The organism is Methylopila capsulata (assembly GCF_016907975.1).
In the GTDB taxonomy this organism is placed as follows: domain Bacteria; phylum Pseudomonadota; class Alphaproteobacteria; order Rhizobiales; family Methylopilaceae; genus Methylopila; species Methylopila capsulata.
In genome coordinates, this window is sequence record NZ_JAFBCY010000001.1 from 779,626 (window position 1) to 805,684 (window position 26,059).

Annotated in this window: 29 protein-coding genes; 20 read left to right on the forward strand and 9 right to left on the reverse strand. The window is 71.6% G+C overall.

Going from position 1 to position 26,059, the window contains the following annotated elements; translation table 11 throughout:
- Window positions 1-7: 7 nt before the first annotated feature.
- The 9 genes from JOD31_RS03680 (at window position 8) to JOD31_RS03720 (ending at window position 8,264) form a co-directional block, all read left to right on the forward strand.
- Window positions 8-904, forward strand: a complete 897-nt coding sequence (locus JOD31_RS03680) for an ATP-binding cassette domain-containing protein (RefSeq protein ID WP_204948929.1) — start codon at window positions 8-10, stop codon at window positions 902-904.
- A complete protein-coding gene (gene msuE, locus JOD31_RS03685) occupies window positions 901-1,452 on the forward strand; it encodes an FMN reductase (protein ID WP_204948930.1) in 552 nt (183 codons plus the stop codon). Before JOD31_RS03680 ends, msuE begins: the two co-directional genes overlap by 4 nt.
- A gap of 44 nt (window positions 1,453-1,496) precedes the next feature.
- Window positions 1,497-2,465, forward strand: a complete 969-nt coding sequence (locus tag JOD31_RS03690) for a sulfonate ABC transporter substrate-binding protein (protein WP_204948931.1) — start codon at window positions 1,497-1,499, stop codon at window positions 2,463-2,465.
- On the forward strand, window positions 2,462-3,634 hold the full coding sequence (gene ssuD / locus JOD31_RS03695; RefSeq protein ID WP_204948932.1) for an FMNH2-dependent alkanesulfonate monooxygenase: 1,173 nt from the start codon (window positions 2,462-2,464) through the stop codon (window positions 3,632-3,634). The genes JOD31_RS03690 and ssuD overlap by 4 nt, the downstream gene beginning before the upstream one ends.
- An 11-nt stretch (window positions 3,635-3,645) precedes the next feature.
- Window positions 3,646-5,061, forward strand: a complete 1,416-nt coding sequence (locus tag JOD31_RS03700; protein ID WP_204948933.1) for an FAD/NAD(P)-binding protein — start codon at window positions 3,646-3,648, stop codon at window positions 5,059-5,061.
- 178 nt (window positions 5,062-5,239) lie between these two features.
- Window positions 5,240-6,214, forward strand: coding sequence for an MBL fold metallo-hydrolase (locus JOD31_RS03705; protein WP_204948934.1), 975 nt, complete (start codon window positions 5,240-5,242; stop codon window positions 6,212-6,214).
- A gap of 107 nt (window positions 6,215-6,321) precedes the next feature.
- Window positions 6,322-7,098, forward strand: a complete 777-nt coding sequence (locus tag JOD31_RS03710; RefSeq protein ID WP_204948935.1) for an NAD kinase — start codon at window positions 6,322-6,324, stop codon at window positions 7,096-7,098.
- Window positions 7,099-7,161: 63 nt separating this feature from the next.
- Window positions 7,162-7,707, forward strand: coding sequence for a response regulator (locus tag JOD31_RS03715; RefSeq protein ID WP_204948936.1), 546 nt, complete (start codon window positions 7,162-7,164; stop codon window positions 7,705-7,707).
- Between the two features lie 11 nt (window positions 7,708-7,718).
- Entirely contained in the window at window positions 7,719-8,264 is a 546-nt protein-coding gene (locus tag JOD31_RS03720) for an Hpt domain-containing protein (protein WP_204948937.1), read from the forward strand.
- Between the two features lie 38 nt (window positions 8,265-8,302).
- Here JOD31_RS03720 and JOD31_RS03725 read toward each other — a convergent pair whose 3' ends face one another.
- Window positions 8,303-9,439, reverse strand: coding sequence for a DUF2336 domain-containing protein (locus tag JOD31_RS03725; RefSeq protein ID WP_204948938.1), 1,137 nt, complete (start codon window positions 9,437-9,439; stop codon window positions 8,303-8,305).
- A complete protein-coding gene (locus JOD31_RS03730) occupies window positions 9,436-10,530 on the reverse strand; it encodes a lysozyme family protein (protein WP_204948939.1) in 1,095 nt (364 codons plus the stop codon). The genes JOD31_RS03725 and JOD31_RS03730 overlap by 4 nt, the downstream gene beginning before the upstream one ends.
- Window positions 10,531-10,597: 67 nt before the next feature.
- Between JOD31_RS03730 and JOD31_RS03735 the strand changes: the two genes are divergently transcribed.
- Entirely contained in the window at window positions 10,598-11,290 is a 693-nt protein-coding gene (locus JOD31_RS03735) for an aldolase/citrate lyase family protein (protein ID WP_204948940.1), read from the forward strand.
- A 10-nt stretch (window positions 11,291-11,300) separates the two neighbouring features.
- Here the strand turns inward: JOD31_RS03735 and JOD31_RS03740 are convergent, their stop codons facing one another.
- Both JOD31_RS03740 and JOD31_RS03745 read right to left on the reverse strand, forming a co-directional pair.
- Window positions 11,301-11,906, reverse strand: a complete 606-nt coding sequence (locus tag JOD31_RS03740) for a flavin reductase family protein (RefSeq protein ID WP_204948941.1) — start codon at window positions 11,904-11,906, stop codon at window positions 11,301-11,303.
- Between the two features lie 3 nt (window positions 11,907-11,909).
- Window positions 11,910-12,491, reverse strand: a complete 582-nt coding sequence (locus tag JOD31_RS03745) for a nitroreductase family protein (protein WP_204948942.1) — start codon at window positions 12,489-12,491, stop codon at window positions 11,910-11,912.
- Between the two features lie 121 nt (window positions 12,492-12,612).
- Between JOD31_RS03745 and JOD31_RS03750 the strand changes: the two genes are divergently transcribed.
- Window positions 12,613-13,779, forward strand: a complete 1,167-nt coding sequence (locus JOD31_RS03750; protein WP_204948943.1) for a hypothetical protein — start codon at window positions 12,613-12,615, stop codon at window positions 13,777-13,779.
- A gap of 8 nt (window positions 13,780-13,787) precedes the next feature.
- Here JOD31_RS03750 and JOD31_RS03755 read toward each other — a convergent pair whose 3' ends face one another.
- The 3 genes from JOD31_RS03755 to folE all read right to left on the reverse strand — a co-directional run bounded on the left by JOD31_RS03755 (window position 13,788) and on the right by folE (window position 16,088).
- Window positions 13,788-14,798 (reverse strand): patatin-like phospholipase family protein, encoded by a 1,011-nt coding sequence (locus JOD31_RS03755; protein WP_210341359.1) that lies wholly within the window; start codon window positions 14,796-14,798, stop codon window positions 13,788-13,790.
- Between the two features lie 84 nt (window positions 14,799-14,882).
- The gene (hisI, locus tag JOD31_RS03760; protein WP_204948945.1) at window positions 14,883-15,347 is read right to left on the reverse strand and encodes a phosphoribosyl-AMP cyclohydrolase; all 465 of its coding nucleotides are present in this window, start codon (window positions 15,345-15,347) and stop codon (window positions 14,883-14,885) included.
- A 90-nt stretch (window positions 15,348-15,437) separates the two neighbouring features.
- Window positions 15,438-16,088, reverse strand: coding sequence for a GTP cyclohydrolase I FolE (gene folE / locus JOD31_RS03765; RefSeq protein ID WP_204948946.1), 651 nt, complete (start codon window positions 16,086-16,088; stop codon window positions 15,438-15,440).
- Between the two features lie 203 nt (window positions 16,089-16,291).
- Between folE and JOD31_RS03770 the strand changes: the two genes are divergently transcribed.
- The 8 genes from JOD31_RS03770 (at window position 16,292) to JOD31_RS03805 (ending at window position 23,905) form a co-directional block, all read left to right on the forward strand.
- On the forward strand, window positions 16,292-16,729 hold the full coding sequence (locus JOD31_RS03770; protein WP_103121468.1) for an iron-sulfur cluster assembly scaffold protein: 438 nt from the start codon (window positions 16,292-16,294) through the stop codon (window positions 16,727-16,729).
- 4 nt (window positions 16,730-16,733) lie between these two features.
- Complete coding sequence (locus JOD31_RS03775; RefSeq protein ID WP_204948947.1) at window positions 16,734-17,282, forward strand: RNA 2'-phosphotransferase; 549 nt, start codon at window positions 16,734-16,736, stop codon at window positions 17,280-17,282.
- A gap of 5 nt (window positions 17,283-17,287) precedes the next feature.
- Entirely contained in the window at window positions 17,288-17,626 is a 339-nt protein-coding gene (gene yidD, locus JOD31_RS03780; RefSeq protein ID WP_204948948.1) for a membrane protein insertion efficiency factor YidD, read from the forward strand.
- 69 nt (window positions 17,627-17,695) lie between these two features.
- A complete protein-coding gene (gene thrS / locus JOD31_RS03785) occupies window positions 17,696-19,708 on the forward strand; it encodes a threonine--tRNA ligase (RefSeq protein WP_204948949.1) in 2,013 nt (670 codons plus the stop codon).
- A gap of 46 nt (window positions 19,709-19,754) precedes the next feature.
- A complete protein-coding gene (locus JOD31_RS03790) occupies window positions 19,755-20,816 on the forward strand; it encodes an ELM1/GtrOC1 family putative glycosyltransferase (protein WP_204948950.1) in 1,062 nt (353 codons plus the stop codon).
- Window positions 20,817-20,878: 62 nt separating this feature from the next.
- Window positions 20,879-21,922 (forward strand): D-alanine--D-alanine ligase family protein, encoded by a 1,044-nt coding sequence (locus JOD31_RS03795; RefSeq protein WP_246482317.1) that lies wholly within the window; start codon window positions 20,879-20,881, stop codon window positions 21,920-21,922.
- Window positions 21,919-22,743, forward strand: a complete 825-nt coding sequence (locus tag JOD31_RS03800; protein ID WP_204948951.1) for a nucleotidyltransferase family protein — start codon at window positions 21,919-21,921, stop codon at window positions 22,741-22,743. The genes JOD31_RS03795 and JOD31_RS03800 overlap by 4 nt, the downstream gene beginning before the upstream one ends.
- A gap of 7 nt (window positions 22,744-22,750) precedes the next feature.
- Window positions 22,751-23,905, forward strand: a complete 1,155-nt coding sequence (locus tag JOD31_RS03805; protein WP_204948952.1) for a sugar-transfer associated ATP-grasp domain-containing protein — start codon at window positions 22,751-22,753, stop codon at window positions 23,903-23,905.
- A 19-nt stretch (window positions 23,906-23,924) separates the two neighbouring features.
- Here the strand turns inward: JOD31_RS03805 and JOD31_RS03810 are convergent, their stop codons facing one another.
- Both JOD31_RS03810 and JOD31_RS03815 read right to left on the reverse strand, forming a co-directional pair.
- Entirely contained in the window at window positions 23,925-24,356 is a 432-nt protein-coding gene (locus JOD31_RS03810) for a CBS domain-containing protein (protein ID WP_204948953.1), read from the reverse strand.
- A 107-nt stretch (window positions 24,357-24,463) separates the two neighbouring features.
- The gene (locus tag JOD31_RS03815; protein WP_204948954.1) at window positions 24,464-25,264 is read right to left on the reverse strand and encodes a rhomboid family intramembrane serine protease; all 801 of its coding nucleotides are present in this window, start codon (window positions 25,262-25,264) and stop codon (window positions 24,464-24,466) included.
- A gap of 171 nt (window positions 25,265-25,435) precedes the next feature.
- Between JOD31_RS03815 and JOD31_RS03820 the strand changes: the two genes are divergently transcribed.
- On the forward strand, window positions 25,436-26,053 hold the full coding sequence (locus JOD31_RS03820) for a PAS domain-containing protein (protein WP_204948955.1): 618 nt from the start codon (window positions 25,436-25,438) through the stop codon (window positions 26,051-26,053).
- Window positions 26,054-26,059 lie beyond the last annotated feature (6 nt).

Sequence of the window (26,059 nt, forward strand, 5' to 3'; positions counted from 1 at the left end):
GTTCCGCATGACCGCACGCACGTTGTCCTCGCGTTCATTCGCCTCCCGCGGCCTCGCCGCAGCCTTCTCGCCGATCTCCGACCGCCGCTCCGGCGAGCCGACGCGTCTCAGCGTGGCCGGCAGGGGAGCGACCGTCACCCTGCGCGGCCTGTCCAAGGCCTTCGGCTCCAAGCCAGTGCTGAAGGGTGTGGATCTGCACATCCCGGCGGGACAGTTCGTGGCCGTCGTCGGCAAGAGCGGTTGCGGCAAGTCCACGCTGCTCCGCACGATCCTCGGCCTCGAAGCGCCGACCTCCGGCGACGTCCGGGTGGCGGACGCGGCGCCGAACGTGCGGTCGGCGCGCATCATGTTCCAGGAGCCGCGGCTGCTGCCCTGGGCCCGCGTGCTCGACAACGTCGTCGTCGGCGTGGGCGACCGCTCGGACAAGGCCGCCGCCCGCGCGGCGGCGCAGGCCGCGCTCGCCGAGGTCGGGCTCGCCGACCGCGCGGGCGAATGGCCCTCCGCGCTCTCCGGCGGCCAGAAGCAGCGCGTGGCGCTCGCCCGCGCGCTCGTCAGCCATCCGCGCCTGCTGGCGCTGGACGAGCCGCTCGGCGCGCTCGACGCCCTGACCCGGATCGAGATGCAGACGCTGGTCGAGCGCATCTGGCGCGAGCAGGGCTTCACCGCCGTGCTCGTCACCCATGACGTCTCGGAAGCGCTGGCGCTCGCCGACCGCGTGGTGCTCGTCGAGGACGGCGCCATCGCGCTCGACCTCGCCGTCGACCTGCCCCGCCCTCGCCGCCGCGGCTCGCCCGAGCTCGCGCGGCTCGAGGGGATCATCCTCGATCAGCTGTTCAACGCCGGCGCCCGCCCAGGCGACGCCGAGGACGCGCCGGAGCGCGCGCGCCAGGAGGTCTACGCATGACCCGCAAGTCCATCGTCGCGATCACCGGCAGCCTGTCGCAGCCGTCCCGCACCCGCCGGCTCGTGGAAGACGTCGCGGGCCGCATCCAGTCCAGGTCCGGCGGCGCCGTCACGCTGATCGACGTGGCCGAGATCGGCCCCGACCTCGGCCAGGCCTTCAGCCGCGCCGCGGCCTCGCCGGCGCTCGAAGCCGCTCTCAAGGCGATCGAAAGCGCCGACCTGATCGTCGCCGGTTCGCCTGTCTACAAAGGCTCCTACACCGGCTTCTTCAAGCACCTGATCGACCTCGTCGACTACAAGGCGCTGGCCGGCGTGCCTGTCGCCCTGCTCGCGACCGGCGGCTCCGACCGCCACGCGCTCTCGGTCGAGCACCAGCTCCGGCCGCTGTTCGGCTCGTTCGACGCCCACACCCTGCCGACCGCCGTTTTCGTCGTCGACCGCGACATCGTCGATGGCCGGGTCGTCAACGAGGGCGTCGCCCGCCGCGTCGACAACCTGGTCGCGGAGGCCGCGGGCGCCCTCGCCCGCCCGGCCGCGATCGCCGCCTGATCCCCGCACGCCCGTCCCGGTCTCTCGCCTCAGGAACCCTCGAAATGTCCTCCTTCGGTCTTCGCGCGGGCAGAACGCTCGCCGCCGCTCTCCTCCTGGCCTCGCTCGGCGCAGCCAGCTCCGCCGACGCCGCCGAGCGCACGTTTCGCATCGGGTTCCAGAAGTACGGCACCCTCATCCTGCTCAAGGGCAAGGGATCGCTCGAAGAGAAGCTCAAGCCGCTCGGCGTGACGGTGAAGTGGGCCGAGTTCCAGTTCGGCCCGCCGCTGCTCGAGGCGGTGAACGCCGGCGCGATCGACTTCGGCACCACCGGCGAAGCGCCGCCGATCTTCGCCCAGGCCGCCAGCGCCAAGCTCGCCTATGTGGCGAACGATCCGCCCTCGCCGAAGGCCGAGGCGATCCTCGTGCCGAAGGGCAGCCCGATCCAGTCTCTGGCTGAGCTGAAGGGCAAGAACATCGCCGTCGCCAAGGGCTCGAACAGCCACTACCTGCTGGTGAAGGCGCTGGAGAAGGGCGGCGTGTCCTACGCCGACGTGAAGCTCTCGTTCCTGACGCCGGCTGACGCGCGCTCGGCGTTCGAGAGCGGCAAGGTCGACGCCTGGTCGGTGTGGGATCCGTTCTTCGCGGCGGCCGAGGCCGCTGGCGCTCGGGTGCTGACGACCGGCGACGGCATCGTCGAGAACCACCAGTTCTTCCTGACCTCGCGCGACTACGCCAAGGACAACGAGGACGTGCTGCGCGTCGTGATCAGCGAGCTGCGCGCGGTCGAGGACTGGGTCGCCAAGGACCCGAAGGCCGCCGCGGCCGAGCTCTCGCCGCTCGTCGGCATCCCGGCGCCTCTGCTCGCCACCGCGATCGCGCGGCTGGGACTTGGCGTCGGGCCGCTGTCGCCCGAAGTCGTGGCCGCCCAGCAGCGCATCGCCGACACGTTCCTCGAGCTCAAGCTCCTGCCGAAGCCGATCGTCGTCGAGGACGCCGTCCTGAAGCTCAAGACCGCGGAGGCCGCGCAGTGACCGGACACGCCGCAGACACCGCAAACGTCCTCTGGTTCCTGCCGACCCACGGCGACGGACGTTACCTCGGCACGTCGAAGGGCGGCCGCCACGTCGACCTCGGCTATCTGCGCCAGGTGGCGCAGGCGGCCGACCAGCTCGGCTACTACGGCGTGCTGCTGCCGACCGGCCGCTCCTGCGAGGATTCGTGGGTGGTCGCTTCGGCGCTCGCGCCGCTGACCGAAAAGCTGCGCTTCCTCGTCGCCGTGCGGCCCGGCCTGCAGTCGCCGACGCTCGCGGCCCGCATGACGGCGACGCTCGACCGGATCTCGGACGGCCGGCTGCTGATCAACGTCGTGACCGGCGGCGATCCGGCGGAGAACGCCGGCGACGGCATCTTCCTGAACCATGACGAGCGCTACGCGGTGACCCGCGAGTTCCTCGACGTCTACCGCCGGCTGCTCGCCGGCGAGACTGTGCATTACAAGGGCGAGCACATCCAGATCGAGGACGGGCGGCTGCTGTTCCCCTCCCATCAGGCAGGCGGTCCCCCGCTCTATTTCGGCGGCTCGTCGGCGGCGGCGAACGAGGTCGCGGCCAACACCATCGACAAGTACCTCACCTGGGGCGAGCCCCCGGCGAACGTCGCCGAGAAAATCGCCGGCGTGCGCGCGCTGGCGGAGGCCGCCGGCCGCAAGGTCACCTATGGCATCCGCCTGCACGTGATCGTGCGGGAGACCAACGAGGAGGCCTGGGCGGCCGCCGACAAGCTGATCAGCCACCTCGACGAAGAGACCATTGCGGCGGCGCAGAAGGTCTACGCGCGCATGGACTCGGTCGGGCAGCAGCGCATGGCGGCGCTCCACGGCGGCCGCCGCGACAAGCTGGAGGTCAGCCCCAACCTGTGGGCGGGCGTCGGCCTCGTCCGCGGCGGCGCGGGCACCGCGCTGGTGGGCGATCCGGAGACGGTCGCGGCGCGCATGAAGGAGTACATGGCGCTCGGCATCGACACGTTCATCCTCTCGGGCTATCCGCACCTCGAGGAGTCCTACCGCTTCGCCGAGCTCGTGCTGCCGCTGCTCCCGACCGCGACCAAGGGGCGCGAGGCGGCGACCACGGTCAACATGGGGCCGTTCGGCGAAACCATCGCGAACGACTCCCGCCCCCGGTTGCGCGTCTCGCAGTCCTGAGGACCTCGAAGATGAGCCGTCCCGATTCCGGCGTCCCCTCGGTCGTCATCCTCGGCGGCGGCTTTTCCGGCGCGGTCGTCGCGCATCAGCTCGCCCGCCGCGCGCCGGGCGAGCTGCGCATCTCGGTGGTCGAGCCGCGCGAGCGGCTGGGCTCCGGCCTCGCCTACTCCACGGCCGAGCCCGCGCACCGCATCAACGTGCCCTCCTCCCGGATGACCTTCGTGCCCTCCGACCCCTGCCATTTCGACCGCTGGCTGCGCCGGGACGGCGTGCTGGACGAGGACGTCGCGGCGGAGCTTGCGGATGGCCGCGCGTTTCCGGCCCGCGCCGTGTTCGGCCGCTACGTGTCAGAGACGATCGAGCCCTACCTGCTCTCCGGCGCGATCGAGCATGTCGTCGCGCGGGCCAAAGGCCTCGCCCGCGACGGCGACCGCTGGCGCGTGACGCTCGACGACGGCGGCGCGCTCACGGCCGACGCCGTGGTGCTCGCGACCACCCACCCCCGCCCCGACGCGCCGCCGGCGCTTGCGCCTCTCGTCGGCGACCCGCGCCTGATCGTCGACGCCCAGCGCGGCGACGCGCTGAACGAGGTCGACCTCGACGCACGCGTGCTGATCGTCGGCACGGGGCTCACCATGGCCGACATCGTCGCCGCGCTGGACCGGCGCGGCCACCGCGGCCCGATCGTCGCGACCTCCCGGCGCGGCCTTCTCTCGCGCGGCCATCCCCACGGCCCCGCCGGCGAGTTCGGCGCCTTCACGGACCCACCTGAGCGCCGGGCCTCCACGCTCGTCCGCCGCATCCGTCGAGCCGTCGACGCCGCCTCAGCCGAAGACCGGCCGTGGCAGCACGTGCTCGACGCCGTGCGCAACCAGGCGCCCGCGATCTGGGCCAACCTGCCGCTGGGCGAACGTCGACGGATCGTGCGCCGCCTGCGCCCGTTCTGGGACGTCCACCGCTTCCGCGTCGCGCCGCAGGTCGAGGCCGCCGTGGCGCGGCGGCAGGCCGAGGGCTCGCTCGTCGTGATCCGCGGCGGGACTCTCGCGGCCGAGGCCGGAGAGAGCGGTATCGTCGTCACGCTCCGGCCCGCCGGGGGCGCGGCGGAGCGCAGGGCGTTCGACGTCGTGGCGCTCGCCACCGGACCGGCGCACCGTTCGCTGGTCGAGACCGATCCGCTGGTCTCGGCGCTCGCCGACGCAGGGCTCGTCGCGCCCGACGAGGTCGGTCTCGGGCTCTGGACCGACGACCGCAGCCGGGCGCTCGGTCCCGACGGCGTCGCCACGCCGGGTCTGCTGATCGCCGGCCCCCTCGCCCGCGGGACCTTCGGCGAACTGATGGGCCTGCCCGAAGTGGCGCGCCACGGCGAGGCTGTCGCGAAGGAAGCGCTCGTCGCGCTGCTCTGGGAGGACAAGCGCGAGGTCGCCTGAGGCCGCCGCGCTTTCGCCTTGCCGTCACGCAAGAGTGACGCTCCGGGCCGATTGCCCGGAGCGGGCGGCTGGCCTAAGCCCATGGTCCTTGCGAGGGGTAAGGGCCGAGCCGACGGACGGCGCGCGCTCTCCCGCGCCGTTCCGAGCGACCGCTCAGCACCGCGGAGACGTCGAAGAGATGACGATCTTGACCCGACGCACCATTCTCGCAGGCGCCGCGGCTGCGGCCGGGACCATCGGCTCCTCCGGCGGCGCCGCTCACGCCGCCGCCCCCGCAGCCGGCCGCCAGGCGCCCGGCGTCTACCGCTACCGCGTCGGGGATTTCGAGATCACCGCCCTGACCGACGGCGTCGCCCGGCGCCCGCTCGACGAGAACTTCGTTAAGAACGCCCCGATCGAGGACGTCCGCGCGGCGCTGCACGACGCCTTCCTGAACACCGAGCGGGTGCCGATCAGCTTCACCTCGGTCGTGGTCAACACCGGGAGCAAGCTGATCCTGATCGACGCCGGCACGGGGGGCCAGCTGGCCCCCACCGCCGGCCAGCTGCAGGAGAACATGGCGGCGGCGGGCATCGATCCCAAGGCGATCGACACGGTGGTGATCTCGCACTTCCACGCCGACCACATCTCCGGGCTGCAGCTGAAGGACGGCGCGCCCGCGTTCCCCAACGCCGAGATCGTGGCGCCGGAGGCGGAATGGGCGTTCTGGATGGACGACGGCCGGATGAGCCAGGCGCCGGACGCAATGAAAGCCACCTTCAAGCTGGTCCGGAAGATCTTCGAGCCGATCGCCAAGGACGTCCGCCGCTTCCAGCCCGACGACGAGCCCGCCCACGGCCTGACGGCGATCCCGGCGCCCGGCCACACGCCCGGCCACACCGCGTTCCGCGTCTCCTCGGGGTCCGAGCAGCTCATCATCTGGTCCGACACGACCAACCACCCCGCGCTCTTCGTCCGCAATCCCGGCTGGCACGCGGTGTTCGACATGGACCCGCGGCAGGCCGAGGCGACGCGGCGGCGCATGCTCGACATGGCGACCACGGACCGCCTGTTGGTGGCCGGCTATCACTTCCCCTTCCCCGCCGTCGGCCACATCGCCCGCCGGGACAAGGAGTTCATGTTCGTGCCGACGATGTGGAACCCCGCGATCTGACCCGAACCGCCGTTCGGTCGCGCCCCCATGGACGCCCGCGGCCCAGCCCGTGTACATCTCGACGGCCCGCGCAGATGGCGCGCGGGCGGTCGCCCCGACGACGCGGCATGAACGGACGCACCTTGGACCGGATAGCCTTCGTCGCGAGCGGCGCGGACGATGCGCGCGAAGCCCGCGCAAAGCTGAGCGAGCGCTACGGCGGCGTCCCGCTCGACCAGGCCGACGTGGTCGTCGCGCTCGGCGGCGACGGCATGATGCTGCTCACGCTGCACGACGTCATGGGCCGCGTGGTGCCGATCTACGGCATGAACCGCGGCTCGGTCGGCTTCCTGATGAACGACTACCGCGAGGACGACCTGCCCGAGCGCATCGCGGCGGCCGAGCGCACCGTCATCCATCCGCTGACGATGCGCGCGAAAGACACCGCGGGCGGCGTCCACGTCTCCAAGGCCATCAACGAGGTCGCGCTCTGGCGGCAGACCTATCAGGCGGCGAAGTTCCGGATCGACGTCGACGGCAAGACGCGGTTGTCCGAGCTGATCTGCGACGGCGTGCTGGTCGCAACGCCAGCGGGCTCCACCGCCTACAACCTCTCGGCCCATGGCCCCCTGTTGCCGCTCGCGAGCCCGCTGCTGGCGCTCACCCCGATCTCGCCGTTCCGCCCGCGCCGGTGGCGCGGCGCGCTGCTGCCGGACCGGGCGGCCGTCGCGATCGACGTGCTCGAGCCAGAGAAGCGTCCGGTGGCGGCGGTCGCCGACAACACCGAGTTCCGCGACGTGCGCCGGGTCGAGATCGCGCTCGATCGCAAGACCAGCCTGGTGATGCTCCACGACCCCGGCCACGGGCTGGAGGAACGCATCCTCGCGGAGCAGTTCGGTTGGTGACGCCGCGTTAAGGGCGTCGGCCTTACGCTCGCAGGCGTTTCCGAACCCCGAGCGTCCCGCGCGATGATCCGCGTCGATTTCACGAAGCTGCGCATCCTGGTGGTGGACGACAACGCGCACATGCGCCGCATCGTCCGCACCCTGCTGCACGGCTTCGGCGCGCGCGAGGTCTACGAGGCCGAGGACGGCGCCTCGGGCCTCGAAATGTTCACGACCCACCTGCCGGACATCATCATCGTCGACTGGGCGATGCCGATCTTCGACGGCGTCGAGCTGACTCACATGATCCGCAAGCCGGACAGCGCGACCAACCCCTACGTGCCGATCATCATGCTGACCGGCCATTCCGAGAAGAGCCGCGTGCTCCGGGCCCGCGACGCCGGCGTCACCGAATTTCTCTGCAAGCCGATCTCGGCCAAGGCGCTGCACCAGCGCCTGCTCAACTGCGTGCTCAACCCGCGACCGTTCATCAAGACGCGCGACTACTTCGGCCCGGACCGACGCCGCAGCATGTCCACGAACTACAACGGCCCCGAACGACGGACGAACAACGACCACGTCGTGGAGGATTCCGCTCCTAATCGCCTGCGCGAAAGCGTGGTGTCATGAAGGTGGCTTCCATGCCCGAAACCTCGCATCTCGATGGCGTCCAGCTCAATCCGGAGGTGGCCGCGGAGAGCTTCAAGGACCACGTGGTCCTCAGGCCCCCGAACAAGCTGAAGGAGCGCGCCACCCGAAGGGCGCCGATCCGCGACGCCGGCGATTCCGGCGCGATCATGCGCGCCGAGATCGCGCTCGAACGCCTCTCGCTGGAGTTCGAGGACTGGATGCGGATTGAGATGGAGACGCTCGAGGAGGCGCGGGCCGCGCTGGCGCTGGCGCGCGACGAACCGACGATCGCCGCGCTCTTCCGCGCCGCCCACGACCTGCGCGGGCAGTCCTCCACCTTCGGCTATCCGCTTGCGGGCGAGATCGCGGAAGGGCTCTGCGATCTGGTCGAATATGCGACGCCGGAGACGCTGCCGCGCCAGGCGGTGATCGACCGCCACGTCGAGGCCATCCGGGCGATCGTGCGGGAGAACGTGCGCGACCGCGATCATCCCGTCGGGGTCGAACTCGCCGCGCGGCTCGCCGCGCTCCGAGCGGACGTCGCCAGGAAGGGCTGAGGCGACCGGTTAAGGCAGGCGGCTCGAGCCGCGCTCCGTCAGGCCGCCGCCGCGCTCGGCATGGGCGCGTCGAAGAGGCGCCGCGCTTCGCTGCGCGCCGCCTCCGCCGCAAACCGCCGCAGCATCGCCCGCAGCGGTTCGATCGTGCGGTCGTACGGCGGGCAGCCGGCGAGCGCCCTCTCGACGATTCGCCGGGACAGCTCCGCGTTCGCGCCACTGGTGGGTCCGAACTCGCGCGTCGCGGACAGCGCGGCGCGGAACACGGGCAGCGCGGACAGCGGCAAGCCGCTGTCGCGGTACACCGCCTCGAAGCCGCGGCCCGAAAAGTCTCGGACGAAGCCGGAGACCCGGGCCGGCGACTGGCCGGACAGAGCCGACAGAGCCGCCTCGAACAGCATGACGTCGCCGCCGAGCAGCGCGCGCAGGGCGAGGCTCGGCGAGAACTCGCCGCGCGCGGCAAGCTGGGCGACGAAGGCGCGGCGGTCCGTCTCGCCTGCCGCGATCGCCAGCGCGCCGCGGTCGCAGGCGTCGTCCGCCGCGCGGCGGGCGCGGTCCGGAGCCAGCCAGCCGCAGCCGGAGACGAAGCCCTGCAGCGCGGAGGCGACCGCGCGCATCAGGATCAGCCGCAGCTCCGCGCCCAGGTCGTCGCGCGCGAACAGGGCGTCGCGCACCGCGCCGTTCGCGCCGTGCCGGGTCGCGATCCGGGCCGCGGAGGAGCGCATGAGCCGCGCGTCGGGATTTGCGATCAGGGCGACGCAGGCTTCGGGCTCGCCCACCTCGGCGATCGCGGCGCAGAGCGGCGCCGACAGCGGCCGGCGGCGGGCGATCGCCGCCTGCACGCGGCCTCCGCCCTGGGCCACGAGATCAACCAGCTCGACGTCGCTCAGCAGCGGGGAGCGCTCCAGCACCGGCGTCGCGACGTCGGGCGCGTCGTTCGCCAGCGACAGCAGGATGGCGTGCGGGGCGTCGGGCGAGCCTGCGAACACGTCGGCGAGCGCGGCGCGGACGGCGAGGCTGCGGTCGTCGAGGGCGTAGACCAGGGCTTGCTCGACGTCGGCGCGAACATGATGTTCGAGATCGCCATGAAGGTAGGAGCGCGCGAGCGCGGCCACCGCATCGGCCCGCATCTCGGCCGGCGCGTCCTGCGCCCATTCGACGAACCGCTCGACGATCATTTGCGTGCGCTCCGGGCGGCGCGGCCGACGGGCGTGGAATCGACCGCCGTGCGGAAGCTGGCGAGATCGAGCGGAGCCGCCGCCGAGGCGGCGAGCGCGGCCCGCACCGCGCGGCGGCGCGACTTCGTGGCGGCCTGGGTCGCGACGACGTCCGCCGGTCGGACGTCGGTCGTCACGGCGGCGGCGGTCGTCGCAGCGGTTGGCGCCGGGGCCGCGTAGGCGCGCGCGACCGACTGCTGGGTCGCCGCGGACGGCGCGGCCGTCCGGCCTCCGGCGTCGGAGGCGAGGCCCGCCGCCCCGAGCGACGACCAGGTCTGGGACACATAGGCTGCGACGGGCGAGCGCCGGCCGGTCTGGAACAGCGAGTGGAACGCCTTGCCGTCGTTCTCGGCTCGGAAGGGGCCGTAGTCGGTCGGGTCGGCCGTTTGCTGCAGCGCGAGCGCCGCCGTGGCGGTCGCAGGCGCGGCGGCGACCGTGGCGGTCGCGCTTCCGCCGGTCGTCAGGCGTGCGTAGACCTCCGAGGCCGTGCGCTCCCGCCCGCGATCGTAGAAGATCGCGCGGTTGCTGCCGGCCTGCAAGGGAAAGGCGTCGGCGGCGGACGCGTTCGGGGTCGCCGTCGCGAGCTTGACCAGATCGACCGCGCCGCGCGCGCCGAGGAAATGCGCAACGTAGAGTTCGCCTTCGGTCGGCGCGCGGCCGAGTTCGGACGTCAGCGTCTGGGCGTTGCGGCGGGTGAAGGCGCCGGCGAGCAGGGCCGCGGCGTTCGGATCGTCGCGCAGCGCCAGCAGCTCGGCCTTGCGCGTGGGATCCGCCACGACGTAGCGGCCGGACGCGCTCTTCGACACGTCCGCGGCCTCCGCGCCAAGACCGAGGCTCGGCCCGTCCTCCTTCAGGACCTGCAGCCAGGTCTGGTCGATGAACTGGAACAGCCCGCGCGCCGACGAGGTCGGCGCCTTGGCGGAGGGATTGAGCGAGGACTCGCGTTGCGCCGTCCGGAGCAGATAATCAAAGCCCGCCCCCGTCGCGTCGGCGGCGCCTTTCAGCGCGGCCTTCACACGGCCGGCCGCCTCGGACGGAGACAGCAGCTCCATGTCGTTCGTACGCCCCCTCGACGCAACCGGCGCCCACTCCGAGCGCCATGGCGAAGATCGCGCTGATATGGTTAATCCCGCCTTAACGGAGCCGGGCGAGCCCAAGAGCGCGAGGTCGTCCGCGACGCCGCCGAAACCTCGTCTGGCCGCGATCGCGACCTTTGCGACGACGGAGGCCGACGGCGTCGTGGCGGCTGCGGCGATGCCGTCTGAGGCATGCGTCGCGACTCCTCTGGTCCCGATCCCGCTGGTCGCCGGCGAAATCGCCTTCGCAGACGTCGAGCGCTGCGTCGCGGCCGGAGCCCAGGCGGCCCTGCTGCGCGGCGTACGCACCGGAGCCGACGTCGGCCATCTCGCAGCCCTCCTTGCGGTCGCGGAGGCGCGCTTGGGCTGTGCGGACGGCGCGACGCGGATCGTGGCGGAGATTACGACGGCGCACGGGCTGCTGGAGCTTCGCGGCCTCGCCTGCGCCACGCCGCGGCTGGCCGGGCTCGCCTGGGACGCCGACGCGCTGCGAGCCGATCTCGGCGCGACCAGCGTGCGCGCCGCCGACGGACGGCTCATCCCGCCGCTCGCCCAGGCGCGCAGCCTCGTTCTGATCGCGGCGGCCGCCGCCGGCGTCCCCGCAGTCGACACGTCGTCGGCCGAGGACGGCGAGGGCTTTCGTCAGGAGTGCGTCGAAGCGCTCCGGGACGGCTTCACGGCCAAGCTCGTGACGACCGCAGAGCAGCTTCGGATCGTGCGGGAGACCGCGGTCTGACGGCTCGGCCTCACCCCTTCGGCCGCTCCATCGCGAAGGTCTCGAACACCGAGGCGTAGTCGAGGTAGCCGCAGCGGGCCAGCGCGCCGGCCTTCGCGAGATCGAACAGCCCGTCGGTGAGGAACGCCTCCTCGATGTGCACGCCGACCACCTGCCCGATCACCATGAAGCGGTTGGTCGAGGCGCCGTCGAGGTCCTTGAGTTCCGTCACGCCGAGCGCCCTGCATTCGAGCGCGGCCGGGCTCGCCTTCACCCGCGGCGCCCGGACCAGCCGCGACGGCGCAGCCTCGAGACCCGTCAGCTCGAACTCGTTCACCTCGGGCCCGACCAGCGCCGAGCTCAGGTTCATCGCCTCCCGCAGCTCGTGGCTCGCGAAGTTGCACACGAACTCGCCGGTCGCCTCCACGTTGGCCACCGAGTGCTTCCGCCCGCCCGACGAGAACATCACCATCGGCGGGCTATCGCAGACGCCGTTGAAGAAGCTGTAGGGCGCGAGGTTCGGGACGCCGGCGGCGTCCACGGTCGAGATCCAGCCGATCGGCCGCGGCGCGACGATCGCCTTGAACGGATCGTGCGGCAGGCCGTGGCCCTTCGAGGGCTCATAGAAATGGGTCACCGCTCAGGCCGACCAGCGCGTGACGATCTCGGTGAGATCCGGCCGCGGACGGTCGGGGAGCCGCTCCTTCGGCGTGCCGAGGTGCAGGAAGCCCGCGACCTTCTCAGAGGGCGTCAGGCCGATCGCCGCGCAAGCCTCCGCGTCGTAGGCGGCCCAGCCGCTCAGCCACTGCGCGCCGTAGCCGAGCGCGTTGGCGGCGATCGTCAGGTTCATGCAGACGGCGCCCGCGGACAGCACCTGCTCCCATTCCGGAATCTTGACGTGGGGCGCCGCTGTGCTGACCACCGCCACCACGACCGCCGAGGCTGAGAAATTGTTCTCCTGCGCAGCGATGCGCGCCGGGGACAGGTCCGGCTGCTGCGCCTTGAGCAGGGCTGCGAGCTTCAGGTCGAGCGCCTTGCGCGCCGCGCCCTCGATCACGATGAAGCGCCACGGCGCGAGCTTGCCGTGGTCCGGCACGCGGGCGGCGATGGTCAGGATGCGCTCGAGCTCTGCGGCCGAAGGGCCGGGCTCGGCGAGCGCGTTGGCGGGCACGGAGCGGCGCGCGCTCAGGAGATCGAGGGCGTCGTGGGCGGGTCCAGTCATGGGATCGCTGTCTCCTTCGGACTATCGCGCGGCCATCGCACGCCCGGACCCACCGCGCAACGCATGCGCGACGCGGCGGAGCAGACTTGCAATGGCCGCCTGGCGATGGCATCGCCATGGGATGGGTGATCGTCGCTCCTCCGCCTGCACCGTCGTCGCGCGTCTCGTGCTGGCGCTCGGCCTTGCGGGAGCAGTCGCGCCGGCTCTGGCTCAAGATGGCGGCAAGGCCTCGGCCGGCGGCGATCGCGGACCGACCGAGCGCGGCAAGGGCGGCTTCAGCTACGGCGGCGAAATCACGGGGCGCATGAACCTCCTCGCGCCCCCGAAACTCGGCGAGATCGGACCTCCCCCCATGCCCTCGCCCCCGCCCGGCTTCGGCGGGCCGGACATCGGCTCCCGCGGCAAGCCGGAACAGGACGTGCTCAAGGGCCTGAAGCTCCCGCATCTGGCCCCGGCGCCGCGGCCGGGCGCGCAGCCGACGCCCGTCTCGCCCACGCTCGAAGACGCTCCGACGCCCGCCATAGCCGCGCCGATCGTCAAGCAGCCGCTCCACCTCGCCGCGACCTTCGGCGACAAGGGCGCGAAGGTGCCGAGCGGGGTGAAGTGGCGCGTGTTCACCGACCAACCGGACATGAACGGCGAGCATCTGCTGGTCGCCGAATCCAACGACGCCGCCCCGCGGTTCGATCTCGATCCCGGCGGCTACGTGGTGCACGCGGTCTACGGCCTCGTCAGCACCGCGCGCTACGTCTCCGTCGCGCCCGACCATCCCACCGACACCACGATGTCGCTGCCGGCCGGCGCGATCCGGCTCGCGGCCTTCGTCGGCGACGCCCGCGTGGCGCCGGACCGGGTCGGCTTCACGCTCACCCGCAACGACGCCGGCGTCACGCGCACGGTCGCCGAGAACGTGCGTCCCGGCGCCCTGCTGCGCGTGCCGGCGGGCCAGTACCACGTGGTCTCCGCCTACGGCGACGCCAACGCCATCGTCGAGGTCGACCTCGACGTGGCGGCCGGCAAGCTCGTGGAGGCGCAGGTGCACCACAAGGCCGCGCGGATGACGCTGCGGCTCGTGCGCGCCGCCGGCGGGGCGGAGGTGAAGAACACCTCCTGGACGGTGCTGACGCCCGGCGGCGACGTCATCCGCGAGTCGATCGGCCAGCTGCCCCCGATCGTGCTGTCGGAGGGCGACTACACCGCGATCGCCCGGCACGACGGCAGGATGTTCCAGCAGAACTTCTCGGTGCGCGCAGGGTTCGACGCGACGGTCGAGCTTACGCTGGACTGACGCGTCGTTCAGGCGAAGGCGCGCAGCGCGTCGCGGATCGCGTCGAGCGAGCGTTCGGCGGCTTCCGCGCCGAGCCGGATCGCCTCGTCCGCCCGATGGAACTCGAACAGGCCGATGCCGCTCAGCCGCGGGCCGATCATCACGTCCGGCGGGTCGCCCGCGAGCCGCGACCGCGAGATGCGATCCTGGGTGATGTTGTAGGCCTGGACCATCACCCGCGCGATGCCGGGGGCGCCCGGCGTGCGGTCCGCGGCCGGCGGCGGCGCGCCTTCCTTCGGACGGTTGCGGCGCAGGCGCAGACGCCGCCGCGCCCGCGTCACTCCGGCCGCCACGGCGTCGTCGCCCTCGGTCGCCTCATAGGTCTGGATCACGGCCCCATGGGGCGAGATCTCCGACTGCAGCCCGACGGCGACCACGACGCGCCCGCCGAGCGCGCGGGCGGCGGAGACCGGGACGGGGTTCACCAGCGCGCCGTCCATCAGCCAGCGGCCGCCGACCCGCACGGGCTCGAACACGCCCGGCAACGCGTAGGACGCCCGCAGCGCGAGCGCGAGATCGCCGCGGCCGAGCCAGACCTCGTGGCCGGTGCCGTACTCGGTCGAGATCGCCACGAAGCGGGCGGCGAGATCCTCGATCCGGGTTTCGCCGAGCTGGGATTCGAGCTGCGTGCGGAGCTTGCCGCCGCCGATGAGGCCGGCGCCGGCCAGACTGACGTCCAGCACGCCGAACATCCGCCGCCGCGTGAGCGAGCGCGCCCAGGCCTCGAGATCGTCCAGCCGGCCCGCGGCCCAGCACCCGCCGACGACGGCGCCGATGGACGTGCCGGCGATGATGTCGGGCCGGATGCCGGCGGCCTCCAGCGTGCGCAGAACGCCGATGTGCGACCAGCCGCGCGCCGCGCCGCCGCCGAGCGCGAGCGCCAGCGACGGCGGACGCGGTGAGTCCGGCTCGCGCGCGTCGGCCTGCTCCGTCGCGGCGATCGAGGGGTGGCGGCGGAAGGGAAGGTTAGGAAACACCAGGCGGGGCACTCCGTGGCGAACGGCCGGACGTCCGCCGGCGGGGCTCCCCTTAGGACATCCGTGCGACGACTTCGCGTCGCCCGGTCAGCTCGTCTTGTACGTCGCCGCCGGGTCGAACAGGCGGGCGTCGTCCACGGGCGTCAAGGCCGCCCCGAGCGCGTCGGGGCCCGTCGGCGCCGCGCGGTAGAAGCACGACTTGCGGCCGGTGTGGCAGGCCGCGCCGGTCCCGGCGACGCGGACGCGGAGCCAGAGCGCGTCCTGGTCGCAGTCGACCCGGAGTTCGACGACCGACATCTCGTGGCCCGAGGTCTCGCCCTTGCGCCACAACGCGCCCCGCGACCGCGACCAGAAGTGCGCGACGCCGGTCTCGATCGTCGCCTTCAGCGCCTCGGCGTTCATGTAGGCGAACATCAGCACGCCGCCGGCCTCCGCGTCCGTGACGATCGCGGCGATCAGCCCGTCACGGTCGAACTTCGGCGCGAAGGCGAGGCCTTCCTCGACCTCGTGATGCGAGCCGCGGGCGGCGAAAGCAGCGGAAGCGTCGGTCACGTTCAAGGGTCCAAACGCGCTTCGGGCGACTGGCGCCCGGGCGGGATGACGAGGCTGGGGATTTTAAGGGCCGCCGGCGGACGGCCGTCGTCAGCGCGGCGCGTGAGCGGCGCGCACCAGCGTGATGAAGCGCACCTGCTCCGCCGGATCGTCGCGGAACACGCCGGTGAACTGCGTCGTCACCGTCGACACGCCCTGCTTCTGGATCCCGCGCATCGCCATGCACATGTGCTCGCCCTCGATCATCACGGCGACGCCGCGGGGCTTCAGGTGCTCGTCGATCGCCTCGGTGATCTGCGCAGTCAGCGCCTCCTGGGTCTGGAGACGGCGCGCGTAGGTGTCGATCACCCGCGCGATCTTCGACAGGCCGACGACTCCGTTCGACGGGTAATAGGCGACATGCGCCTTGCCGTAGAACGGCACCATGTGGTGCTCGCAGTGCGAGAAGTACGGGATGTCGCGCAGCACGACCATGTCGTCGTAGCCCTGCACGTCCTCGAACACGCGCTCGAGACTGTCGGCCGCCTTCTCGGCGTAGCCGCCGAACAGTTCGGCGTAGGCCTTCACCACGCGCTTCGGCGTGTCGATAAGGCCTTCGCGCGCCGGGTCGTCGCCGGCCCAGGCGATGAGCGTGCGCACCGCAGCCTCGGCCTCTTCCCGCGTCGGCTTGCGGGTGGTCTGGTGACCTTTGGGGGCGGGGATCGGAACGCGGGCAAACGGGTGCTGAACGACAGCGTCCATGAGCTTCCTCTTGCCGGGGCCACAAGCCTGCCCCGATACGCAGCGCGGAGATGCGTAGACCATAGCACGACGAAACGACAGCTTCCTGTCTCTTTCGCCGGCTCGCATGGCGAGCGTCTCCCTCGATCGCTATATAGTCGATCGGCGCGCAGGGACAATCGAGCTAATCCGCGCATCCTGGTCGACGTGAAGGCTGGTCTGCCATGTTGGACGACATCTACAACCGCCGCATCCTCGAACTCGCGGCTGAAATCCCCCGCATCGGCCGCCTGCCCGCGCCGGACGCGACCGCGACCGCGCATTCGAAGCTCTGCGGCTCGACCGTCACCATCGACCTCGCCTACGACGGCGAGCGCGTCACCGACTTCGCCCATGAGGTGCGCGCCTGCGCGCTCGGCCAGGCTTCGTCCTCGATCATGGCGCGCACCGTCGTCGGCCGCACCGCCCAGGAGCTCCGCGAGGTGCGCGAGGCCATGCGCCGGATGCTGAAGGAGGGCGCGCCCGCGCCCGAGGGCGTCTGGGAGGACCTCAAGGTTCTCGAGCCCGTCCGCGAGTACAAGGCCCGGCACGCTTCGACGCTGCTCACCTTCGACGCCGTGGTCGACGCGCTGGACCAGATCGAGTCGAAGCGGGCGGCGTGAGCGAATGGCGCTCGACAATCATCATACTCGTGTCAGCAAGTTCGTCAGTCTGGTGCTTCGCCACGATCCCGCAGCGGCGGGGATCACATTGGATCCACAAGGATGGGCGTCTTTGAGCGCACTGATCGACGGCGCTGCGAAGGCAGGCGTCGCATTGGATCGTGCGGCGCTTGCGGTCATCATGGCGGAGTCCGACAAGGCCCGGTTCGAGCTTTCGGACGATGGCGAACGCATTCGCGCCGTTCATGGACACAGCGTCGACGTCGAGACGCATGGGCCTGCGGAAACGCCTCCCGACATCCTCTGGCATGGAACCGCCCAGCGCTTTCTTCCGGCCATCCTGACGGAAGGGCTGACGTCGGGCGCGCGACGCTTCGTGCATCTCTCGGAGACCGCAGAGATGGCGCGCGAGGTCGGCGCCCGGCATGGACGACCTGCCGTACTGACCGTGAGCGCCTCCGATATGGCCGCCCAGGGCTTCGCGTTCTACCGATCGTCGAGCGGCGTCTGGCTTACTCCCGCGGTCCCTTCGCGATTTCTGACGCAGGCTTGAGGCCGGTGACGCCCCGCCTCTCCCTGCGCTCCCCCCTCGCCTCCGCGCTTCGCCTGCCGATCCTCGCCTATCGCTACTCGTTGTCCCTGCTGATCGGCCGGCAGTGCCGCTACCTGCCGACCTGCTCGGAGTTCGCCGACGAGGCCCTGGCGCGCCATGGGGCCTGGGCCGGCGGCTGGATGGCGGCGGGGCGGATCTGCCGCTGCCATCCTTGGGGGCAAGACGGCTTCGATCCCGTGCCGCGCGCGTTGCCTTCGGACGCGGCGTGGTCTAGGCCGTGGCGCTACGCGCGCCGGGCGGAGATCCGCTGCGAGCGCGCAGCCGACGCCGGCGACGCGGCCTGACCGCAGCGCGCGGGCGACCTTCCCAACACGCTTACCTGCACTCGTAGGCAGAACTGAGCGGAGACCGACATGCCTCTCGTCACCTTCCCCGACGGCGCCCAGAAGTCCTATGACGCCGGCGTCACCGGCGCCGACATCGCGGGCCAGATCTCGAAGTCGCTGCTGAAGCGCACCGTCGCCATGGCGCTCGACGGCGTGGTCGTGGACCTCGCCGACCCGATCGAGCGCGACGCCAAGATCGAGTTCCTGAGCCGCGAGGACCCGCGCGCGCTGGAGCTGATCCGCCACGACTGCGCGCACGTGCTGGCCGAAGCGGTGCAGACGCTGTGGCCGCAAACGCAGGTGACGATCGGCCCGGTGATCGAGAACGGCTTCTATTACGACTTCGCGCGCGCCGAGCCGTTCTCGACCGAGGACCTCGCCGCGATCGAAGCCGAGATGCGCAAGATCATCGCGCGTGACCGGCCGTTCACGAAGGAAATCTGGTCGCGCGACCAGGCGAAGGAGTTCTTCCGCGGCAAGGGCGAGACCTTCAAGGTCGAGCTGGTCGACGCGATCCCCGAGGACCAATCGCTCAAGATGTATGCGCAGGGCGAGTGGAAGGACCTGTGCCGCGGGCCGCACATGACCTCCACGGGCAAGGTTGGCGACGCCTTCAAGCTGATGAAGGTGGCGGGCGCCTATTGGCGCGGCGACTCGAACAACCCGATGCTCCAGCGCATCTACGGCACCGCCTTCCCCGACAAGGCCGCCCTCGACGCCTACCTCCACATGCTGGAGGAGGCGGAGAAGCGCGACCACCGGCGGCTGGGGCGCGAGATGGACCTCTTCCATTTCCAGGAGGAAGGCCCCGGCACGGTGTTCTGGCACCCCAAGGGCTGGACGCTGTTCCAGGCGCTGATCGACTATTCCCGCCGCCAGCAGAAGGCGAAGGGCTTCGTCGAGGTCAACACGCCCCAGATCCTCGATCACTCGCTCTGGCAGACCTCCGGCCATTGGGACTGGTACCGGGAGAACATGTTCGTCACGCAGACCGAAGACGACCGCGTCTTCGCGATCAAGCCGATGAACTGCCCGGGCCACGTGCAGATCTTCAAGCACGGCCTGAGGAGCTACCGCGAACTGCCTATCCGCATGGGCGAATTCGGCATGGTGCACCGCTATGAGCCGTCCGGCGCGCTGCACGGCATGATGCGGGTCCGCGCCTTCACGCAGGACGACAGCCACACGTTCTGCACCGACGAGCAGTTCATGGCCGAGACGCTCATGCTCAACGAGCTGATCCTCGACATGTACGCCGACTTCGGCTTCGACAGGATCGTGCTGAAGCTCTCGACGCGGCCCGAGAAGCGGGTCGGCTCCGACGCGCTGTGGGACCGCGCCGAGCAGGTGATGAGCGACGCGCTGGAGACGATCTCGCAGCGCTACGGCGACCGCGTGACGACGGCGATTAATCCTGGCGAGGGCGCGTTTTACGGGCCGAAGTTCGAGTATGTGCTGCGCGACGCCATTGGCCGCGACTGGCAGTGCGGCACCATCCAGGTCGACTTCAACCTGCCGGAGCGGTTCGGCGCGTTCTTCATCGGCGCGGACGGCGAGAAGCATCACCCCGTCATGATCCACCGGGCGATCTTCGGCTCGCTGGAGCGCTTCACCGGCATCCTGATCGAGCACTACGCCGGGCACTTCCCGCTCTGGCTGGCGCCGACGCAGGCGGTGGTCGCGACCATCACCTCCGAGGCCGACCCCTACGCGGCCGAGGTCGCGGCGGAGCTGCGCCGCGCGGGGCTGCGGGTCGAGCTCGACCTGCGTAACGAGAAGATCAACTACAAGGTCCGCGAGCACTCCCTGACCAAGACGCCGGCGCTCGTCGTTGTGGGAAAGAAGGAGGCGGAGACCCGTTCGGTGTCGATCCGCCGCCTCGGCTCCCAGGGCCAGACGGGCATGTCGCTCAGCGAGGCCGTCGCGTTGCTTGCCGAGGAGGCGACGCCGCCGGACCTGAAGCGCGCCGGCATGGCGGACGTGTCCGCGCCCGCGATCGGCAAGCTGCCGGACGCGGGCGGGCAGCTGCTCGACCTCTGACGAAACGGCGGAGGCGGCGACGACCCGTCGATCGCGAGCGGCGCCGATGCCCGCCTCCGCCCCCCGCCTCTGGGCGCTCCTCCCCAAGCATCGCGGCGACGCGCGCATGGTGGAGGCCGCGGCGGAGGCGAGCGGGCTGGGCGTCGACGTCAAGCGCCTCGCTTTCACCCCGTTGGGCTGGCTGCTCAATCTCCGCAGCCGGGGCTCCCTGTTCACGGCGACGGCGGCCGCCCGCGCGCAGCTGACGCCGCCATGGCCCAACGTCGTGCTGACGGCCGGCAAGCGGTCGGTCCCGCTCGCGCTGTGGATCCGCGCAGCGTCCGGCGGCCGCACGCGGCTCGTCCATCTTGGCCGCCCCTCGGCGCCGCTCGGCTGGTTCGACCTCGTGGTGACCACGCCGCAGTATGGATTGCCCGCGCGTCCCAACGTGCTGGTCCAGCGCTTTCCGCCGACGACAGCGCCTGAAGCTCTGCGGCCCGTTCCGGCGGATCTCGCCGCCCTGCCCCGGCCGCGACTGATGGCGATCGCCGGCGGCGACGCGGACCCCCAGCGGCTCGACGCCGACGCCGCCCGCCGGTTCGCGGCGGACGCCGTGGCGCGCGCGACAGCCGCCGGAGGCTCTGTGCTCGCAGCCACCTCGCCGCGCACGTCACCGGCGGCGGTCCTCGCGCTGAAACAGACCTTCGCGTCCGCGCCGGTCCCGACGCGGCTCGAGATCTACGGCGAAGGCGCGGACGACTACCGCGCCTTCCTCGCGGCCGCCGACGCCTTCCTGGTGACCGACGACAGCGCCTCGATGATCACGGAGGCCGCGCTGCGGGGCGCGCCGGTCGCGCTGTTTCCCCTGCCGCGGCGTCCGGGCGTGGGCCTCCGCGCCTATGGCGCCGTCGAGGCCCTCGCGCGCCGCAGCCAGATCGGACGACGCGCGCTCGGGGCGGCGATCGCCTGGGGGCTGGTGCGGGGCAACCGCGACATCGGCCTTTTCGTGCAGGCTCTGGCGACCGACGGCCTGCTCGACGGCGGGCCGCGCGCCGCCGAGGTCGCGGCGGCCGAACTCGCCGAGGTCGGCGTCCGGCTGCGCCGCCTCGCGCAGGCCAACCACGCCTGATCGTCATCGGAGCGTCAGGGCGGCGTCGCGGCCGCGTCATCCGACGCAGCTAGCGTCACGCCATGCTGATGACGCCGAATCTCGACCCCCGATGCGCCCGTATCCCCTCCGCGGACAAGGCGCGCCTGCGCCTGATGTTCCTCGCCAAGCACGCCTGCGGCGACGGCTCTCCCGACGCCGCGGACGGCAACCACGCCGTCTACCATCACGAGCTTCGGACGACGATCGAGAGCCTCGGGATCGAGGTGGTCGCCGCGAACAGCTTCGAGGCGATCGAGCGGCGGCCGAACGTCGACTTCGTCTTCCCGCTGCTGAACCGCGCCGGCTTCCAGAACAGCGAGATGCTGGCCCCGCTGCTGCTGACGCGCTGCGGCGCGCCGTTTCTCGGGGCGAGCCCGATCCTGCGCGGACTGGCCGACGACAAGCACCTCTCGAAGGTCATAGCCCGCCGCCACGGCGTGCCGACGGCGCGCTGGATCTCATGCCGCCGGGGACGCCCGATTGCGGAGCCGGACTTCCGCGCCGAGCGGCTGGTGGTGAAGCCCAACGCCTCGTCCGCCTCGTGGGGCGTGGCGATCGTCGACAGCTGGACCGACGCGCGCGCCCACGTGCAGGAGCTGCACGGCCTCGGGCACGACGTGATCGTGGAGGAGTGGCTGCCGCTGCTCGACGTCGCCGTGCCGGTGGTCGGCGGCGCGGGCGCCGCGCCCTGGCTGCTGCCGCCCATGGCGCATTCGCCCGAACGCGCCGGCGATCTGCGCTCCTACGAGGAGAAGCGCGCGCTCGCCGCCGACGTTCGGCCAGACCCTCTGCTCGTCGTCGACGACCCGGAGCTGGCGGGCCGGCTGAACGCGTTCTCGCGCGCGCTGTGCGACGAACTCTGGCCGTTCGACTACGGCCGCTTCGAATTCCGCTACGACCCCGGCTCGGGGGCGGTCGCCTTCATGGAGGTGAACCTCTCCTGCAATCTGTGGTCGCAGAAGAGCATCTCGCGCTCCGCGGCGTCGCTCGGCGTCGATCACGCCTCGCTGGTCGAGTCGATCCTCGCCCACAGCCTGCGCCGGCAGGGCGTCATCACGTCCGTCGGCCTGGAGCTCGCAGCATGACCGGCGCTCTCACGGTCCTGGTGCTCGCCGGCGAACGCGACGGCCGGCTCGACCCGCTGGCGGAGGCCGCGGGCGTCTCGCTGAAGGCGCTCTCGCCGGTCGCGGGCCGGCCCATGGTCGCGCATGTGCTGGACACGCTCGCCGCCAGCCATCGGGTGGACGAGGTGCGGATCTCGATCAACGCCGGCTCCGGGCTGGAACGCCTGCCGGAAGTCCGTTCGCTCGCCGCGGCCGGACGGCTCAGGATGTTCAGCTCCCAACCGAACCTCGTCGACAGCGTGCTGGACGCGGTGAAGGGGGCGGCTTTTCCTGTGCTGATCGTGACCGCGGACAGCGTGCTCATCACGCCGGAGCAGATCGCCGAATTCGACATCGCGGCGCGCCGGAGCGGCGCAGAGGTCGCGGTGGCGCTCGCCCGGCGGGAAAGCGTGCTCGCCGCCCACCCCGACGGACAGCGCAAGTTCTACAAGTGCTCCGACGGCGCCTTCTCGAACTGCAACATGTACTGGATCGGCGAAGACTCGGCGCTGCGCGCGGCCGAGCTGTTCCGTTCCGGCGGCCAGTTCGTGAAGCATCCCCTGCGCGTGGTCGGCGCCCTCGGGCTCCGCGGCGTCGTCGAACTCGTCCGGTTCCGCCTTGGCCTCAGCGCGCTCGACGCCTCGTTCAAGCGGCTGTCGAAGCGGTTCGGGCTGAGGATCGTCCCGATCGAACTCAGCGACGGCGCCGCGGCGATCGACGTCGACCACGCACGCAGCCTGAAGGTCACCGAAGAGGTGCTCGCGTGGCGCCACGTCGAACCGCAGCGTCTCGCCGCGGAATAGCCGCGCCATGCTGACGTTGCGGGCGGTTCCTCCGCGCCTCTTCGGCCGGACCTCCGCCTCGAACCGGCGGCCGACAGACCTCGCCGGGCTCTACTTCGACGCCCTGTGGCGCCACTGGAGCCCTGCGGACCGCGCTGGCGCGCTGGCGCTTTCGGGCCTCGCCGCTCTCGGTAACGCCGCCCGCGCGCCGCGCTCCGGCTGGCGGCACGGCTGGGACGCCACGGAACAGGCGTTGCTCGCCCGGACAGCCGATCCGGACGCCCATCTCGCCATGGCCGCCCGCAAGGGCATGCACCGGCTGCTCAATCCCGCCGCCTACCCGCTTGCCGCGAACCCGCTCAAGAACAAGCGGCTGTTCGCCGAGCGGTGCCGGGAGGCCGGCCTGCCGACCCCTGACACCTTCGAGGGCGAGCCGGCCGCGCTGCGCGCGTGGCTCGAGGGTCGGGCGGGCGTCATCGGCAAACCGAACTTCGCCTCGAAGGGCGTCGGCGTGATCGGTTTCCGCCGCGGCCCGGACGGATGGCGGACCGGCGCCGAGCCCGTCGACAAGCGCCGCGTCCTCGCCGACCTGACCGCTCTCTTGCGGGCCGGGGGAGTGGTGCAGGAGGCCTGCGCCACGCACCCCGCGCTGCGGTCGCTGTCGCCCGGCGCGCTACCGACCCTGCGGGTGATGACCGCCGTGAGCGAGGCCGGCGACATCGAGGCCTGCGACCGCGTGCTCCGGCTGTCGGCCGGCGGGCCGCGGCCGGTCGACAACTTCAACGCCGGAAACATCGTGGCGAGCGTGGACGCGGAGGCGCGGATCGGGCGCGGTTTCCAGCGCGTGGACGGCGCGATTGTCGGGGTCGAGCGCCATCCGGCGACAGGCGACGCTCTCGTCGGCCACGTCGCCCCGGACGTCGCCGAGGCGACGGACCTTGCAACGCGCGCGCACCAGGCGTTTCGCGAGGGCTTCTTCGTGATCGGCTGGGACGTCGGACTGTCCGACCGGGGGCCTGTGCTGATCGAGGGCAACTGGAACCCGGGCGCCGACATCCTGCAACTCGCGTCCGGCCGAAGCCTCGGCGAGAGCCGCCTCGGCGCGCTCTACGCCCTCCGTCTCCGCGATCTGCCGGCGGACACGTGGCGGCGGGCGCGCCCGATCGAGCGCGACCGCCGCTGACCCTCCACCGCCTGAACCGTCAGGCGGTCGCGATGTAGTCGCGCATGGCCGACGCCTCGGCCTCGGCCGTCGCCATGCGGTGCTTCACCACGTCGCCGATCGAGACGATGCCAACGAGCCGGCGGCCTTCCACCACGGGAACGTGGCGGAACTTTCCCTCGGTCATGCGGTCCATGATCTCTTCGATCGTCTCGTCGGAGGTCGCGGTGACGACCTTCCGGGTCATGTGCATCGAGACCGGATCGGCTAGAACGTCGGCGCCGCGGGCGGCGAGCGACCGGACGACGTCGCGCTCGGAGATGATGCCGGTAATCCCGCCGTCGGCGCCGGCGATCACCACCGTGCCGATGCGCTTCTCGGCCAGCAGGGCGACGATTTCGCCCATCGTACGGTGCGGCGAGGCGGTGAAGACCTCGGGCCCTTTAAACGCCAGAATGCGTGCGACCGTCATGCGAGCCTCCCTTGTGTGTTGAGGCCGAGCGAATGCGGCCTCGTTCGCGAGGGGCCGGCGGGAGGCTCGTCGGTCCTTAGGTCGAGGCCGTCCCGCGGCCTTCTGTCTCAATCATGGGGGGCGGGAGGGCGCGAGGGCAATGCTACGGAGGCATCAGCCCGGTCACGGAACCGTGCGACTTTCGGATCGAACAGCGGAAACAGCACGAGTCCCGTCAGAAATCCGCCGATATGCGCCTCCCAGGCGATCGCCGCGGTCTCTCCGGCGATCGCCATTCCGCCGAGGCCGAACACGATGTTGGTCCCGAACCAGGCCAGAAGGAAGATCAGCACCTGAGGGTTTCGGAGCGCCGGCGCGAGAGGAACCGCGGGCGCAGAGAACGCCAACCGTCCCCGCCGGCGGAACGCGCCGAGCGGGCCGCCGGCCTCGAACATGAAGCGCATCGCGGCGGCCATCTGACCCGAGATCGCCGCGGACGCGCCGCTCACCGGCTGGGGCTCGTCGAGGTGAAGCGCAAGGTAAGCCGCGGCTCCCCCGATCGCGCAGAGCGCCGAGAAGAAGAGGAACCGGAGCGGCCCAAACCGCCAGGCCACAGCGCTGCCGAAGGCCAGCATGGCGACGCTGTTGACCAGGAGGTGCGTCCAGTCGCCGTGCAGCAAGGCGTAGGTGAGGAACGTCCAAAGCTTGGCGCCCTCCCCGCCGAGCATGCCCGGAAGATAGGGCGACGCCGGGTCGTAGCGGGCCGGTATGAACGCGAAGCGCAGGAGAACGGCGATGTCCGCGTCTTCGGAAAGAAAGACGCGCCAGAGGTGGATCGCCCCGAACAGCGCGATCGTCGCTATCACGACGGCGGGGGCGTTGAACGCCCGCTCCCGCCGATTGTCCGGACGGCCTTGATGCTCTGTCACGCGACTGTCCCCGCTACCGCCCACTGCTCGTTCGATCCGCCGATCACGCGACGTCGTGCACGCGGCTGGCATGCGGCCTGCTGCGCTGGGGGCTAAACGCCCTCGTCGGCCGGAAAACGTCCCGGGACGACACATGGGCGACCCAAAACGAAACGGAAGGTCCGTCCCTCCATGAAGGCCGCCGCCACCCGCGAGCTTTTTGCTTACTGGAACCGCCTGCGCGGCGCGCGCGCGGCGCCCGAGCGCGCCGACGTCGATCCCGGCCAGATCCGGGGCATCCTCGGCGACACGTTCATCCTGGAAGCCTCGGAAGAGGCGCAGTTCCCGTTCCGACTGGCCGGGTCTCGCCTCTGCGACGTCGCCGGCCACGAGATGAAGGGCGAACGCTTTCTTGAACTCTGGTCCGCCGCCGACCGGGCGACGGTGCTCGGCGCGCTGTCCACGATCTCCGACGACGCCGCCGTCGCGGTGCTCGGCGTAACAGGCGGGACCGAACTCGGCCGCAAGGTCGATCTCGAGCTCATTCTTCTGCCCCTTCGCCATCGCGGCCGCACCCACGCGCGCATCCTCGGCGCGCTTGCGCCGGTCGAGACGCCGTACTGGCTCGGCGCCTGTCCGGTGACGCGGTTCGAGCTCGCCTCGCTGCGGATGATCTGGCCGAGCGGCCGGCGGCGCGCCATCGGCGAGGCTTCGGCGCCGCAGCCGACGCCCATGACCCCGTCTCCCCACGCTCTCGCGGGCGCGGCCCGGCGGATCGGCCGTTTTCTAGTCTTCGACGGGGGACGCTGACCGGTG

Coding starts and splice junctions, on each gene's coding strand:
- JOD31_RS03680 (WP_204948929.1), top strand. CDS start 8: ATGACCGCACGCACGTTGTCCTCGCGTTCATTCGCCTCCCGCGGCCTC.
- msuE (WP_204948930.1), top strand. CDS start 901: ATGACCCGCAAGTCCATCGTCGCGATCACCGGCAGCCTGTCGCAGCCG.
- JOD31_RS03690 (WP_204948931.1), top strand. CDS start 1,497: ATGTCCTCCTTCGGTCTTCGCGCGGGCAGAACGCTCGCCGCCGCTCTC.
- JOD31_RS03700 (WP_204948933.1), top strand. CDS start 3,646: ATGAGCCGTCCCGATTCCGGCGTCCCCTCGGTCGTCATCCTCGGCGGC.
- JOD31_RS03705 (WP_204948934.1), top strand. CDS start 5,240: ATGACGATCTTGACCCGACGCACCATTCTCGCAGGCGCCGCGGCTGCG.
- JOD31_RS03710 (WP_204948935.1), top strand. CDS start 6,322: ATGAACGGACGCACCTTGGACCGGATAGCCTTCGTCGCGAGCGGCGCG.
- JOD31_RS03715 (WP_204948936.1), top strand. CDS start 7,162: ATGATCCGCGTCGATTTCACGAAGCTGCGCATCCTGGTGGTGGACGAC.
- JOD31_RS03720 (WP_204948937.1), top strand. CDS start 7,719: ATGCCCGAAACCTCGCATCTCGATGGCGTCCAGCTCAATCCGGAGGTG.
- JOD31_RS03725 (WP_204948938.1), bottom strand. CDS start 9,439: ATGATCGTCGAGCGGTTCGTCGAATGGGCGCAGGACGCGCCGGCCGAG.
- JOD31_RS03730 (WP_204948939.1), bottom strand. CDS start 10,530: ATGGAGCTGCTGTCTCCGTCCGAGGCGGCCGGCCGTGTGAAGGCCGCG.
- JOD31_RS03735 (WP_204948940.1), top strand. CDS start 10,598: ATGGTTAATCCCGCCTTAACGGAGCCGGGCGAGCCCAAGAGCGCGAGG.
- JOD31_RS03745 (WP_204948942.1), bottom strand. CDS start 12,491: ATGACTGGACCCGCCCACGACGCCCTCGATCTCCTGAGCGCGCGCCGC.
- JOD31_RS03750 (WP_204948943.1), top strand. CDS start 12,613: ATGGGTGATCGTCGCTCCTCCGCCTGCACCGTCGTCGCGCGTCTCGTG.
- folE (WP_204948946.1), bottom strand. CDS start 16,088: ATGGACGCTGTCGTTCAGCACCCGTTTGCCCGCGTTCCGATCCCCGCC.
- JOD31_RS03770 (WP_103121468.1), top strand. CDS start 16,292: ATGTTGGACGACATCTACAACCGCCGCATCCTCGAACTCGCGGCTGAA.
- JOD31_RS03775 (WP_204948947.1), top strand. CDS start 16,734: ATGGCGCTCGACAATCATCATACTCGTGTCAGCAAGTTCGTCAGTCTG.
- thrS (WP_204948949.1), top strand. CDS start 17,696: ATGCCTCTCGTCACCTTCCCCGACGGCGCCCAGAAGTCCTATGACGCC.
- JOD31_RS03790 (WP_204948950.1), top strand. CDS start 19,755: ATGCCCGCCTCCGCCCCCCGCCTCTGGGCGCTCCTCCCCAAGCATCGC.
- JOD31_RS03795 (WP_246482317.1), top strand. CDS start 20,879: ATGCTGATGACGCCGAATCTCGACCCCCGATGCGCCCGTATCCCCTCC.
- JOD31_RS03800 (WP_204948951.1), top strand. CDS start 21,919: ATGACCGGCGCTCTCACGGTCCTGGTGCTCGCCGGCGAACGCGACGGC.
- JOD31_RS03805 (WP_204948952.1), top strand. CDS start 22,751: ATGCTGACGTTGCGGGCGGTTCCTCCGCGCCTCTTCGGCCGGACCTCC.
- JOD31_RS03810 (WP_204948953.1), bottom strand. CDS start 24,356: ATGACGGTCGCACGCATTCTGGCGTTTAAAGGGCCCGAGGTCTTCACC.
- JOD31_RS03820 (WP_204948955.1), top strand. CDS start 25,436: ATGAAGGCCGCCGCCACCCGCGAGCTTTTTGCTTACTGGAACCGCCTG.